The organism is Magnetospirillum aberrantis SpK (genome assembly GCF_011022235.1).
In the GTDB taxonomy this organism is placed as follows: domain Bacteria; phylum Pseudomonadota; class Alphaproteobacteria; order Rhodospirillales; family Magnetospirillaceae; genus Magnetospirillum; species Magnetospirillum aberrantis.
Window position 1 is genome coordinate 13,427 of the sequence record NZ_JAAIYP010000032.1, and the last position, 13,091, is coordinate 26,517.

Genomic DNA, 13,091 nt, shown 5'->3' on the forward strand with positions numbered 1-13,091 from the left:
CCAGCCCCATGCCGGGCCTTGGTCAGGCCCGGTTTTCCTGCATGGTGTTGGCGTAGTCGAACAACTGGATGGCCATGCTGATCAGCGAATCGGCGTCCTCGGGGCGATTGAGCGCTTCCGACATCAGACGAGCGGCCTCGAGCTTGATGTCCAGGGTGTTGTTTCCGTAGAGCACGGCAAACTTTTCCGAGCTGCCCATGGTATTTTTCTCCGAGTGTTGAGGCGAAACCCCAGGCTTTCCGCCAAGATCCCGCTGTGACCTGACCAACACTTTGCAGGTGGCGTGCCAATTTGGCGGCCACTTTTTCATGCTCAAAAAAACGACAATAATAATTTTTGCACAAACACTGTGCTCAGGCATGGCTGCCGCCCAACATCGGCGGACAAACAGCCTATTCCATGAGCCATATCAGCGCATGAATGCCCACATCCTGTGCACGGATGTCGTGCTCACATTTTAAACACACCGTAATCCATTGTTATGAAATGATTTTCTGAAAGCACCCCATTTGGCACGACACTTGATAGCCGCGCTCGCATCGCCACGCGCGAATAAGGGTTCATACGAGGTCGTACAATGGAATCGATGAAAACTGGGGTGGATGTACTTTTCGTCCTTTTGGGCGCGGTCATGGTTCTGGCGATGCACGCCGGATTTGCATTTCTTGAGGTCGGCACCGTCCGAAAGAAAAACCAGGTGAACGCCCTTGTGAAGATTCTCAGCGACTTCGCCGTATCCACCGCCGCCTACTTCTTCGTCGGCTATGCGGTGGCTTATGGCACCACCTTCTTCGCGCCGGCGGCAGTGTTGGCCGGCAAGGCCGAAGGCGGTGCTTTCGCCGCCGGCGGGTACGACCTGGTCAAATTCTTCTTCCTGGCAACCTTTGCCGCCGCCATTCCCGCCATCATCTCGGGCGGCATCGCCGAGCGCGCCAAATTCGGCCCACAACTGATCGCCACCTCGATCCTGGTGGGACTGGTCTACCCCATGTTCGAGGGTATGGTGTGGGGAAGCCGTTTCGGCTTTCAGGAGATGATGACGTCGGTGTTCGGCGTCGCCTTCCACGACTTCGCCGGTTCGGTGGTGGTACACGCGGTCGGCGGCTGGATCGCCTTGAGCGCCGTGCTGCTGTTGGGTGCCCGGCGCGGCCGTTACCGCAAGGACGGCCATGTGGTCGCCATTCCGCCGTCCAACATTCCTTTTCTGGCGCTGGGCTCGTGGATCTTGTGCGCCGGCTGGTTCGGCTTCAACGTCATGAGCGCCCAGAGCATGGAAAATATTTCCGGTCTGGTGGCCATGAACTCGCTGATGGCCATGGTCGGCGGCATCCTGGCCAGCCTGGTGGCCGGACGCAACGACCCCGGCTTCGTCCACAACGGCGCCTTGGCCGGCCTGGTCGCGGTGTGCGCCGGTTCCGACGTCATGCATCCCATCGGCGCCTTCGTCACCGGCGGCATGGCCGGCGGCTTGTTCGTGCTCGCCTTCAACCTGTGCCAGAACAAATGGCGCATCGACGACGTGCTCGGCGTTTGGGCCTTGCACGGGCTGTGCGGCTTCATGGGCGGCATCCTGTGCGGCGTGTTCGGACTTGAATCCCTGGGCGGCCTGGGCGGCGTGTCGCTGGGCGCCCAGGTGACCGGCACCGCCATCGGCGCGTTGTTCGCCCTGTGCTCGGGTCTGGCGGTCTATGGCGCCCTCAGGGCCACGCTGGGCATTCGCCTGTCCCCCGAGGACGAGTTCATGGGGGCCGATCTGGCCATCCACCAGATCACCGCCTATCCCGAAGAGATGACCAGCATCCACGACGAGGCACCGCTGGCCATCCGCGCCGCCGCCGCACAGGCCCCGGTGCACGGCTGATCCCGGCTATTTTCCGCCAAGCCGGCCCGCCGTTGAAATGGCGGGCCGGCTCTTTTTTCGCTGGCTGCCCTGCTTGAATACGCACAGCGAACGGATGCCATGACCCAAAGGTTGTGCTAGGTTTCCCCTATATTGTGCTCCCCACAGGGGACAGGGGTGAAATCTCATTCTTCCTGGGCTCGGCTGCGCCCTTCCACCAGCAAGGCGCTGGCGATTTTCGGCGGGATAGCCATGGTCGCGATCATGACCGTGACCGCGACCGAAATCTGGCGCCAGCGCACCACCACCGTCGCCGCCGCCGAAAAAAACCTTTCGGCGCTGTCGTTGGCCCTGTCCCAACAGACCGAGCGCGCTTTCCATTCCGTCGAACTGGTGGTCGAAGCCACGGCCCTGTCGATTGAGGCCGCCGGCGGCCTCGAACGCGCCGGCACGGAGACGCTGCACAATGTGCTGCGCGCCCGCATCACCGGCGTTCCGCAAATCTCCGGGCTGGCGGTCATCAACGCCCAGGGACGGGTGGTCAACGGCGCCCGCCTGTTCCCATCACCCACGGACGACCGTTCAGGGCTGGATTACTTCATCCAGCACCGCGACACCCTTTCCAACGCCATCCTGATTTCGCCCACGCGCCCGTCCCTGGTCGACGGCCGCGCCATCATCCCGGTCAGCCGAAGGGTGTCGGCACCCGACGGTTCGTTCCAAGGCATCATCGTCGCCACCGTCGACCCGGATTATTTCCAGCAATCCTTCCGCCGGGCGCTGCCGGCCGAGGGCGGCGCCAGCGCCATTTTCCGATCCGATGGCATCTTGTTGGCGCGCACGCCGGCGGTGGACGGCATGGCCCCCGGCCGCAGTTACGGCCATCTGCCGATTTTCCGCCCCGACGCCCCACGTCACGGCCTGGGCTGGGGTGCCAGTCCCATGGATGGTGCGGTCCGCATCCTGGCCTATGACCGTCTCGACCTTTACCCGCTGATCGTCAACGTGTCGCTTCAGGAAAGCGCCTTGCTGGCCGATTGGTACGGCAATTCCGGCCGGCTGGCCCTGGCGGCGGCGATGGCCACCCTGTTGTTGGGCGGCGCTGCGTTCATCTTGGTTCGCCAATCCCGTCGCGAAGAGGAATTCGTCGTCGCCCTGCGCGACAGCGAACAAAGGCTGCGCTTCGCCCAATACGCCCTGGACCACGCCGCCGACATGGTGTTCTGGATCGATGCCGAAGCGCGCATCCTTTACGCCAACGACGCCGCCGGATCGCGCCTGGGCTACGCCCCGACAGCCCTGGTGGGCATGCCCATCGACCGCATCGACCCGCATTTTTCATCCGATTTCTGGCCGCGCCTGCTGCGCCGGCTCAAACAGCGCGGCACCGTCCGTTTCGAAACCACCAACCTGACCGCCGATGGCGGCGCCTATCCGGCCGAGGTGGCGGCCAATTGCGTGGCCTTTGCCGGCGCCGATTATGTCTGCGCCTTCGTGCGCGACATCAGCCAACGCAAGCTGGCCGAGGCGGCTCTGGCGGAAAAAACCGCCAAACTTGAGGCATCCAACGCCGAGTTGGAACAATTCGCCTATGTCGCCTCGCACGACCTGCGCGAACCGCTGCGCATGGTCTCGAGTTTCGTCACCTTGCTGGCCCGCCGCTATGGCCCGCTTCTGACCGACGAGGCGCGCGAGTTCATCGCCATGGCCCAGGACGGCGCCGTGCGCATGGACCGCCTGATCCTTGGGTTGTTGGAATATTCCCGTGTCGGACGACAGGAACGCCCCCTGGTGCCGGTGCCGCTGGCGGAAATGACCGCCCAGGCCCTGCGAGCCCTGGCCGTGGCCGTCGAGGAAGCCGGCGCCACCGTCGAGGTGGCGCCCGACCTGCCCAGGGTGATGGCCAACGAGGAAGAATTGCTGCGCCTGATTCTGAACCTGTTGGGCAACGCCCTGAAATACCGCCACCCCGACCGCCTGCCGGTGGTCACGGTGGGATGGCGGCGCGAAGGGCCAGAGGTGGTGTACTGGGTCGCCGACAACGGCATCGGCATCGCGCCGCAATATCACGAACGGGTGTTCGGCATCTTCCAACGCCTGCATTCGCGCGAGCGTTACGAAGGCACCGGCATCGGCCTCGCCATCTGCAAGAAGATCGTCGAACGTGCCGGCGGCCGGATCTGGATCGAATCCACCCCGGATCTGGGCAGCACCTTCTATTTCAGCCTGAAAGTGGCCTGATCAGGTCCAGGATGGCATTCGTCACCGCCTCGGGCTGGTCGCGTTGGGGCGAATGACCGCAATCGGGCAGCAGGATCGCCCGCACGGGCCCAGAAACGCCGTCGGCCACCGCGTCCACCTGGGCACGGGTGGCGTATTCGTCGTCCGCGCCCTGGATCACCGTCACCGGAACGGTGATGTTTGCCAGCAACGGGCGGTATTCCATGGCCTTGAAACGTGGGTCGAGCCAGGTGTCGTTCCAGCCGTGAAAGGCGCAATCGACGTTGGCGCCATGATGGCGGGCCAGCCGAGGCCGCAAGTGTTCGGCATAGGTGTCGCGAACCTTGGCGATGGCGGCGACGCACATGTCCTCGACGAAAGTGTGCGGCGCCAGCGCCGCCACCGCCCGCACCACTCCGCCTCGGTCCTGCGCGGCATGGACCAGCGCGATGGTGGCGCCGTCGGAATGGCCGACCAGGACGGCCGAACGGATGCCGGCGGCTTCCAGCACAAGCGGCAGCACGTCGCGGGCCTCGCGCTCAAGGTAGTCCATGGGACGCGGCAACGGCACCGGGTCGGAACCGCCATACCCCCGACGCGAATAGACGAAGGCGGGCAAGCCGGCGGCGGCGGCCACCCGGTCGGGAAAGTCGCGCCACAACGCCGCCGATCCCAACCCCTCGTGCAGGAACACCAGGACAGGGGTATCGGTCAGGGGCATCCCGATCCAGCGGCATTCCAGACGCACACCGTCGATGTCGAGCGCGTCCACTCCCGCCCTCAGTCTCTTTCTGGACCGGGCAGCGGCTCGGGGCCGGCGACGTTGCCGTAAAGGCGCTGCAACAGCCCCTTGAGCACACGGACCTCGTCCTCGGTCATGCCGGCCACCGCCATGCTTTCCCAATCCATGGCGCGCGGCACGATGGACTCGGTCTTGGCACGGCCTTCGGGGGTCAACGCGATGATCACCGCCCGCGCATCCTGACCGGAACGGCGGCGGGTGACCAGATTGCGCGCCTCCATGGCGGCGGCGATGCGCGACAGCGTGGACAATTCGATGGCTGTCAACCGGGCCAGATCGCCCAGACGTTGCTCGCCTTCATCCAACAGCGCCGCCATCACCCGCCACATGGGCAAGGAGACGCCGAAGGCATCCAATTCGCGCGAAACATTGGTGGCCAGCGACACGCCGGCACGGCTTAGCAGATAGGGAACGTATTCCCCAAGTCGGAAGCGCACGTCTTTATCCTCCCTGGCCGTCCTCTATCGGGACGTGTCCTTTTGAATCGATCAATGATTTCCGACGCAAGGGAAGTCAAGGTTCTTGTGCGCGACCTGGATCAATTGGCCCGTGTTGATTGGCCTAGGTTGATCGGCCACGGCCCGCGGTGCATTCTGATATCCATCGCTGATCCGGGAGACGGCCGTTCCATGTCCATGCTGTTCACGCTACCCCAACCCGCCGTGCCGGTGGCCGGCGAAGACACCCTTTATCCGGTGCGCCGCGTCTTCTGCGTCGGCCGCAACTATGCCGGCCATGCCCGCGAGATGGGGTCCGACCCCAACCGCGAACCGCCGTTCTATTTCACCAAGGCCGCCGACACGCTGGTTCCCGGCGGCGGCGCCATCCCCTATCCGCCAGCCACCGCCAACTTGCATCACGAGGTGGAACTGGTGGTGGCGTTAGGGGCCTCGGTGTTCCAGGCGACACCCGAGCAAGCCACCAAGGCGGTGTTCGGCCATGCCATCGGCCTGGACATGACCCGGCGCGATCTGCAATTCGCCGCCCGCGACAAGGGGCGGCCGTGGGATTTGGGGAAATCGTTCGAGTTTTCCGCGCCCATCACCCCGCTGATCCGCTCGGCGCAGCCCATCGTTTCGGGCGCCATCACCCTGACCGTCAACGGCGAGATCCGCCAGCGTGGCGACATTTCCGACATGATCTGGTCGGTGCCAGAGGTGATCGCCCATCTGTCGCAATATTACCACCTGAGCCTGGGCGACCTGATCTACACCGGCACCCCGGAAGGGGTCGGCCCGGTGCGCCCCGGCGACCAATTGGTGGGCCGGATCGACGGCTTGGGCGAACTGGCCGTCACCATCGTCAACCCAGCCTGAACCGGGCGGACACAAGAAAGGGGGCCAAGGCCCCCTTTCATTTCACATCAGACCCCGCCGGCCCTCACATCGGGCTGAGCCCCAGACGCCCGAACAGGCTTTTGTCGTCGCCGGGCTTGGCGTTCTTGGCGGTCAGCAGCTTGTGGCCGCAGAACACCGAATTGGCACCGGCCAGGAAACACAGCGCCTGCATCTCGTCACTCATGCCCTCGCGTCCCGCCGACAGGCGCACGAACGACTTGGGCATCATGATGCGGGCGGCGGCGATGCAGCGGACGAAATCGAACGGGTCGGGCCGTTCGGCCTCGGCCAGGGGCGTGCCGGGAACGGGGATCAACAGGTTGATCGGCACGCTGTCGGGATGCTTTGGCATGTTGGCCAGCTCGGTCAGCATCTTGGCGCGGTCCTTGCGAGTCTCGCCCAGGCCGATGATACCGCCGGAACAGACGTGCAGGCCGGCGTCGCGCACCACTTCCAGAGTGTCCAGGCGGTCCTGGTAGGTGCGCGTGGTGATGATTTCCTTGTAATGCTCGGGGCTGGTGTCGAGGTTGTGGTTGTAATAGTCCAGGCCGGCTTCCTTGAGCCGCTGCGCCTGCCACTTGTCGAGCAAACCGAAGGTGGCGCAGGTTTCCATGCCCAGGGCCTTGACGCCCTCGATCATGGCCACCGCCACCTCGAAGTCGTCGCCCTTGGGGCCGCGCCAGGCGGCGCCCATGCAAAAGCGCGAGGCGCCCTCTTCCTTGGCCTTGCGGGCGGCTTCCACCACCTCTTCCACCGCCATCAGCTTTTCCTTTTCCAAGCCGGTGGCGTAATGGGCCGATTGCGGGCAGTACGAGCAATCCTCGGGGCACGACCCGGTCTTGATCGAGATCAGGCGCGACACCTGGACCTTGTTGGCCGGGAAATGGGCGCGGTGAACCTGTTGCGCCTGGATGATCAGATCCATGAACGGCATGGCGAAAAAGGTTTCGACCTCCTCCACCGTCCAGTCATACCTGAGTTCCGCGTCACCGGGCGTAATCTGGGCCGCTGCCGTCACGATACCAACCTCCTTAAAGCCTTACTGCGCAAAGGGTCTTGCCCTTTTTGCGGGGAGCGCAGATTAGAACCGCAGACAGTCCCTTTGCAACAAGCGCGAAAAGCCTCTAGAACACGGGACCCATGCACGACCTCGATTCCCGGCTCGACACAGCCATCGCAGAATTGACCGCCCAGGGCCGCCGCCGCAGCTTGCGCGGCGTGGAACCGCTGGACGGCGGCCGTATCCGCGTGAACGGCCGCGAATTGGTCAATTTCTCCTCGAACGACTATCTGGGGCTCAGCCGCCATCCCATGGTGGTCGAACGCGCCCGCGAATGGGCGGCGCGCTGGGGGGCCGGCTCGGGGGCGTCGCGGCTGGTGACCGGCCACATGGCGGTGCTCGACGCCGTCGAAGACAAGATCGCCGCCGCCAAGGGGGTCGAGACGGCGCTGATCCTGGCCTCGGGCTGGCAATGCAACGTCTCGGTTCTGTCGGCGCTGTTGGACCGCGCGTTATGGGGAAGCGAGCCGCTGGTGTTCGCCGACCGTCTCAACCACGCCAGCCTGCACATGGGCTGCGCGGTGGCCGGGGCGCGCCAGAGCCGTTTCCGCCACAACGACCTGGGCCATCTCAAGGATCTTCTGGCCCGCACCGCCCGCGAGCCGGGACCGCGTTTCATCGTCACCGAATCGGTGTTCTCCATGGATGGAGACGTTCCCGATGTCGACCAGTTGGCGGCCATCGCCGAGGAATGGAACGCGCTGTTGTACCTGGACGAAGCACACGCCACCGGCGTCCTGGGCCCCAACGGCTTCGGCCTGTCGGTGGGCGCGCATGTCGATTTATCCATGGGCACCTTTTCCAAGGCCATGGGCAGCTTCGGCGCCTATGTGGCATGTTCCAGGTCTGTTCGGGACTGGCTGATCAACAAGGCGTCGGGGCTGATCTACGCCACCGCGCTGCCGCCGGCCACCCTGGGCGCCATCGACGCCGCCATCGATCTGGTGCCAAGCCTGGGACCGACCCGCACCCGTCTGCAAGCCATGGCGACGCATGTGCGCGAACGCTTTCATGAGGTCGGGCTGGACACCGGAGCATCCAGCACCCAGATCGTGCCGGTGATCCTGGGCGACGAGGAACGCACGCTCAAGGTGGCTGCGCGGCTTGAGGAACAGGGGCTTTTGGGTATCGCCATCCGGCCGCCCACCGTGCCCAACGGCACCAGCCGCATCCGCTTCGCCCTGTCGGCGGCCCATTCCGATTCCGACATCGAAAGACTGATCGAAACCACCATCGACGCGGTGAGGACGGCATGAGCGCCAAGCGGACCCTGATTTTCGTCCACGGCTGGGGGTTCGATTCCAGCTTTTGGCAGCCGGTGGCGGAATTGCTGCCGGAATTCGCCCGCGTGTTCGTGGATTTCGGGTTCCGTACCCAGCCGGCCCACCATCCCAAGGTGCCGGGCGCCATCGTCGTCGGCCATTCCATGGGTTTCGCCTGGGCGCTGGCCAACCTGCCCCGCCCTTGGGCCGGAGCGGTGGCGGTCAACGCCTTTCCCCGCTTCACCCGCTCGCCCGACTTCGTCTCGGGCGTGGCGCCGCGCATGGTCGAACGCATGGTGTCGCGCTTCACCGAGGACCCGGCCGCCGTCACCACCGACTTCCTGCGCCGTGCCGGCGTGGAACAGCCCAACGTCGACGACATCCATTCCAACACCCTGGGCGAGGCGCTGGAATGGCTGGCCAATTGCGACCAACGCGCCGCCATGCGCGAGTTGGAATGCCCGATCCTGGCGCTGGCCGGCACCCGCGATTCCATCGTCCCCGAAGCCATGAGCCGCGAAGCCTTCGCTTCGGTGCCGCTGGTCCTGGCCGAAGGCGCCGACCATCTGTTGCCGCAAAGTCATCCCGATTGGGTGGCCAGCCAGATCAGATTGTTCTCGGCCCAATTGCGATGAACCGGAAGCAACTGGTGGCGGAATGTTTTTCCGCCGCCGCAGCAACCTACGACAGCGCCGCCCAGGCGCAGGCCCAGGCCGCCGACCGCATGGTCGAACTGGTGGCCGGGCTGAAGTTGCCGCCGCGCCCGACCGTGCTGGAAGTCGGCTGCGGCACCGGACTTCTTACCCGCCGTCTGTTGCCGCGTTTGGGCGGCGACTGGATGGTCACCGACCTGTCGCCGGCCATGGTCGCCGCCGCCGCAGCCGCCATCGGCCCCGACCAAGCCCGCTTCCGCGTCATGGACGGCGAATCCCCCGACGCCATGCCGGGCCTGTTCGACCTGATCGTCAGCAATCTGGCCGTCCAGTGGTTCCACGACCTGGGCCGCGCGGTCAACCGCCTGCGCGCCCGGCTGGCGCCGGGGGGAACACTGGCGTTCTCGACCCTGGGGCACGGCAGTTTCGCCAATTGGGTCGACGCGCACGCCCAATTGGGATTGCACGCCGGCACCCCCGCCTATCCCGACACCGAGGCCCTGAAGGCACGGCTGCCACGCAATGCCCAAGTCCTGACCGAAACCGTAAAGGTGCGCCATGCCGACGGCCGCGACTTCGCCCACGCCCTGAAACGTATCGGCGCCGGAACACCGGTCCCCGGCCACATCCCGCTATCCGCAGGCGCGCTGCGGCGGGTCTTCAAGATACTGGGCGGACCGTTCGATATCGACTATGTCATCCATTACGCGTTGATCCCGGCGGAGTGAAGACAATGCGCGGCGTATTCGTCACCGGCACCGACACCGACGTCGGCAAGACCCTGGTTTCCGCCTGGCTGACCCAGGCCTGGGGCGCCGATTACTGGAAACCGGTGCAGACCGGCGCCGCCGAGATCACCGATTACGGCACGGTCGGCCATCTGGTTCCCGACGCCGTCATCCATCCCGCAACCTATGTGTTCCAAGCCCCCCTGAGCCCGCACGAGGCGGCGCGGCGCGAGGGCGCGCGGATCGATCTGTCCGCCCTGGTGCCGCCCAAGACCGACAACGTGCTGGTGGTGGAAGGCGCTGGCGGCGCCATGGTGCCGTTGAACGAGATCGCGCTGACCGTCGATTTCATGGAACGCCTGGGCCTGCCGGCGCTGGTGGTGACGCGCTCGAACCTGGGAACCATCAACCACACCCTGATGACGCTCGAGGTGTTGCGCCGCCGCCGCATCCCCATTCTGGGCGTGGTGATGAACGGCCAGAAGAACCCGGCCAACCGTCAGGCCATCGAGCATTTCGGCGCCGTGCCGGTGTTGGCGGAGATCCAGCCGTTGCCGGCGGTGACCGCCGCCACCGTGGCCGGTCTGCCCCGCCCCACCTTCCAGCCGATCGGGGAGTAAGCCCATGTCGAATCCATCCCACGACGAAGTGTTGGCCCACGACGAAGTGTTGGCCCACGACGAAGTGTTGGCCCTCGACGCCCGCCATGTCTGGCATCCGTTCACCCAGGCTGGCGTCGCGCCGCCGCCCTTGGTGGCCACCGGCGGCAAGGGGGTGACCATCACCGACGCGGACGGCCGCGACTATATGGACGTCTGTTCGTCGTGGTGGGTCAACCTGCACGGTCATGCCAACCCGGTGATCGCCCAGGCGGTGGCCGATCAGGCCGCACGGCTGGAACAGGTGATCTTCGCCGACTTCACCCACGAACCGGCGGCCCGGCTGGCGGCCGGCGTGGTGCGACACCTGCCGGGCGATCTGGACCGGGTGTTCTTTTCCGACGACGGCTCGACGGCGGTCGAGGTGGCGCTCAAGATGGCCCGCCAGTTCTGGACCAACCAGGGTCAGGACCGCCGGGTTTATGTGGGCTTCCACGGCGGCTACCACGGCGACACCGCCGGTTCCATGTCGGTGGGACGCTCGTGCGGCATCTTCAATGCCTGGGAAAACATGATGTTCCCGGTCGAGGTGGTGCCCTATCCCGTCACCTGGGACGACGATCCCGAGGTCGAGGCCAAGGAGCAGCGCGCTTTGCTGGCCCTGGATGAAGTGCTGGAGAAGAACGCCGGCAAGGTCGCCGCGGTGATCATCGAGCCGTTGATCCAGGGCGCGTCGGGCATGCGCATGTGCCGGCCCCAGTTCCTGCGCGCGATCGAGGCCCGTGTACGCGAGGCCAAAACCTTGTTGATCCTGGACGAAGTCATGACCGGTTTCGGCCGCACGGGGAACATGTTCGCCTGCGCCAAGTCCGGCATCCATCCCGATTTCGTCTGCCTGTCCAAGGGATTGACCGGCGGCTTCCTGCCCATGGGGCTGACGGTGACACGCGAGTACATCTACGAAGCGTTCGTCGCCCCCGACATCGCCAAGGCCTTCCTGCACGGCCATTCCTATACCGCCAACCCGCTGGGCTGCGCCGCCGGACTGGCCTCTCTGGCGCTGCTTGAAGCGCCGGAATGTCAGCAACGCCTCAAGGACATCGAAGCGCTGCACCGCAGCCGCCTGCCCGGCGTGGCGCGACGTCCCGGCGTGTCCAAGGCCCGTATCTGCGGCACCATCGCCGCTTTCGACCTCAAGGGCGACGGCTATGGCGGCGAATCCAGCCGCCGGCTCAAGGAAACCTTCATGGCCAAGGGATTGCTGATGCGTCCCATGGGCGACGTTCTCTATTTGCTGCCGCCCTATTGCATCACCGATATGGAACTGCACCGCGCCTGGGATATCATCGACTCGGTGGTTTCCAAACTGTAGGAGAACAGCCATGCCGCGCAAGACGATGGACGACAATGCTTCGCATTGAGGAAATCGTCGGCGCCATGGACGACGAGTTCCGCTTTGCGTTGGAGGCGTTCGACGACGTCAAGCTGGCGGAATTGGCCGCCGACAAGGCGGCGTTGCGCCGCCTGCGTCCGGTTGGGGTGTCGCAGGCCGAGGCCATGTCCATGATCGCGGCGATCCAGGAGCGCCGTGCCGCCCAGGCACGGTATCGGGAGAAATGCCGTCGCCGTCAGGAGGCCGCAGGCGACCGCCGGGCACGCCGTACCCCATTCGTCAGAACCACCCCACCCCCGCAACCGATGGTGCCCGCCATCCTGCCGCCGCCACCATCCGCACCACGTCTGGCGCCCCCTGTCGCCACCGGCCCGGCCATCCGCCTGGGAGGCCCGCACACCACGGCAACCCGCCCCATCATCCTGCCGCCGCCATGTGACGAAACGGCAAAGGACCAAGAGCCGGAAGCGGAGTTGAAGCTGGAGCAGGAACAGGTGCCGACCTCACCACGGCATCGGCCGTGGAGGATGGCAGCGATCATCGCGGGATTGTCGGGATTGGCCGCAGCCCTTGCCCTGTGGGCGTGGGTCAGTAGCGGAAATTAAGGACGCTGCCGGGGCGCACCGCGCCCGGCATGGTGCGGCGCATATTGGATTCGTAAATGCCGATGCCGCGCATCAGGGTATCCAGGAACACCTTGCCACCGGACCCGCCCGCATCCGACGTTTCCTCCGCCTCTTCGACCTTGAAGCCGTTGGCGGAACGCACGATGAAGGGGGTCGCCTGTTTTTGCTGGTCCTGACCATGGTCCAGGTTGAATTCCTGTTCCTCGTCATAACGCCAGAGACGATTGTCGTTGACGCCGATCTGAGACGAGAATTCGGTACTTTCGATCCCGGCCGAACCAACAGACGCGACGTTGCGGCCACCCGACGCGGGGCGGGCCGTGGCCGCCGCCGCCATGCCGGGCGATGCAATCGCCGAGACTTTGTTGGTTCCCATAGCCATGGCTACACTGACCCTAAATTAACTCGATCTTAAGTATATGGACGCCCTGGCAATAAATCCATCTATTTCCGTCAACCACTCAGATAAATCGACTTTTTCCAATCCTCTCAGACATCAGTCACCGCAGAAATGAACGGATGACAAACAGGACCGCGAAAATATCAAACAGGGATAAAACATCCCCCCACA

14 protein-coding genes are annotated in these 13,091 nt (G+C 65.0%); 9 read left to right on the forward strand and 5 right to left on the reverse strand.

What is annotated here, in order from left to right:
• Positions 1-22: 22 nt before the first annotated feature.
• On the reverse strand, positions 23-199 hold the full coding sequence (locus tag G4223_RS05445; RefSeq protein WP_163676138.1) for a hypothetical protein: 177 nt from the start codon (positions 197-199) through the stop codon (positions 23-25).
• Between the two features lie 378 nt (positions 200-577).
• Between G4223_RS05445 and G4223_RS05450 the strand changes: the two genes are divergently transcribed.
• Positions 578-1,861 (forward strand): ammonium transporter, encoded by a 1,284-nt coding sequence (locus G4223_RS05450; protein ID WP_163676141.1) that lies wholly within the window; start codon positions 578-580, stop codon positions 1,859-1,861.
• A gap of 243 nt (positions 1,862-2,104) precedes the next feature.
• Positions 2,105-4,081: a sensor histidine kinase gene (locus tag G4223_RS05455; protein ID WP_163676144.1), complete on the forward strand. Its 1,977-nt coding sequence runs from the start codon at positions 2,105-2,107 to the stop codon at positions 4,079-4,081.
• Here G4223_RS05455 and G4223_RS05460 read toward each other — a convergent pair.
• Both G4223_RS05460 and G4223_RS05465 read right to left on the reverse strand, forming a co-directional pair.
• Entirely contained in the window at positions 4,062-4,832 is a 771-nt protein-coding gene (locus G4223_RS05460) for an alpha/beta fold hydrolase (RefSeq protein ID WP_338086822.1), read from the reverse strand. The genes G4223_RS05455 and G4223_RS05460 overlap by 20 nt on opposite strands.
• Positions 4,833-4,840: 8 nt before the next feature.
• Complete coding sequence (locus G4223_RS05465; protein WP_163676146.1) at positions 4,841-5,299, reverse strand: MarR family transcriptional regulator; 459 nt, start codon at positions 5,297-5,299, stop codon at positions 4,841-4,843.
• Between the two features lie 198 nt (positions 5,300-5,497).
• Here G4223_RS05465 and G4223_RS05470 point away from each other — a divergent pair, with 198 nt between their 5' ends.
• Positions 5,498-6,178, forward strand: a complete 681-nt coding sequence (locus tag G4223_RS05470) for a fumarylacetoacetate hydrolase family protein (protein ID WP_163676421.1) — start codon at positions 5,498-5,500, stop codon at positions 6,176-6,178.
• Between the two features lie 64 nt (positions 6,179-6,242).
• On the opposite strand, the gene bioB is transcribed toward G4223_RS05470, so the two are convergent.
• Positions 6,243-7,217 (reverse strand): biotin synthase BioB, encoded by a 975-nt coding sequence (gene bioB / locus G4223_RS05475; protein WP_420844433.1) that lies wholly within the window; start codon positions 7,215-7,217, stop codon positions 6,243-6,245.
• 122 nt (positions 7,218-7,339) lie between these two features.
• Here bioB and G4223_RS05480 point away from each other — a divergent pair, with 122 nt between their 5' ends.
• From G4223_RS05480 to G4223_RS05505, 6 genes are read left to right on the forward strand one after another with little or no spacing between them, the layout of a single operon-like run.
• Positions 7,340-8,515: an aminotransferase class I/II-fold pyridoxal phosphate-dependent enzyme gene (locus G4223_RS05480; RefSeq protein WP_163676148.1), complete on the forward strand. Its 1,176-nt coding sequence runs from the start codon at positions 7,340-7,342 to the stop codon at positions 8,513-8,515.
• The gene (locus G4223_RS05485) at positions 8,512-9,156 is read left to right on the forward strand and encodes an alpha/beta fold hydrolase (protein ID WP_163676151.1); all 645 of its coding nucleotides are present in this window, start codon (positions 8,512-8,514) and stop codon (positions 9,154-9,156) included. Before G4223_RS05480 ends, G4223_RS05485 begins: the two co-directional genes overlap by 4 nt.
• Positions 9,153-9,902, forward strand: a complete 750-nt coding sequence (locus tag G4223_RS05490) for a methyltransferase domain-containing protein (protein ID WP_163676153.1) — start codon at positions 9,153-9,155, stop codon at positions 9,900-9,902. Before G4223_RS05485 ends, G4223_RS05490 begins: the two co-directional genes overlap by 4 nt.
• A 5-nt stretch (positions 9,903-9,907) precedes the next feature.
• Positions 9,908-10,522 (forward strand): dethiobiotin synthase, encoded by a 615-nt coding sequence (bioD, locus tag G4223_RS05495; RefSeq protein WP_163676155.1) that lies wholly within the window; start codon positions 9,908-9,910, stop codon positions 10,520-10,522.
• Positions 10,523-10,526: 4 nt separating this feature from the next.
• Positions 10,527-11,873 (forward strand): adenosylmethionine--8-amino-7-oxononanoate transaminase, encoded by a 1,347-nt coding sequence (gene bioA / locus G4223_RS05500; protein ID WP_163676158.1) that lies wholly within the window; start codon positions 10,527-10,529, stop codon positions 11,871-11,873.
• A gap of 35 nt (positions 11,874-11,908) precedes the next feature.
• Positions 11,909-12,499 carry a hypothetical protein gene (locus G4223_RS05505; protein ID WP_163676161.1) on the forward strand — a complete coding sequence of 197 codons (591 nt, stop codon included), beginning with the start codon at positions 11,909-11,911 and terminating at the stop codon, positions 12,497-12,499.
• On the opposite strand, the gene G4223_RS05510 is transcribed toward G4223_RS05505, so the two are convergent.
• Positions 12,483-12,902 (reverse strand): hypothetical protein, encoded by a 420-nt coding sequence (locus G4223_RS05510; RefSeq protein WP_163676163.1) that lies wholly within the window; start codon positions 12,900-12,902, stop codon positions 12,483-12,485. The two genes, G4223_RS05505 and G4223_RS05510, sit on opposite strands and share 17 nt — an antisense overlap.
• Between the last annotated feature and the right edge of the window lie 189 nt (positions 12,903-13,091).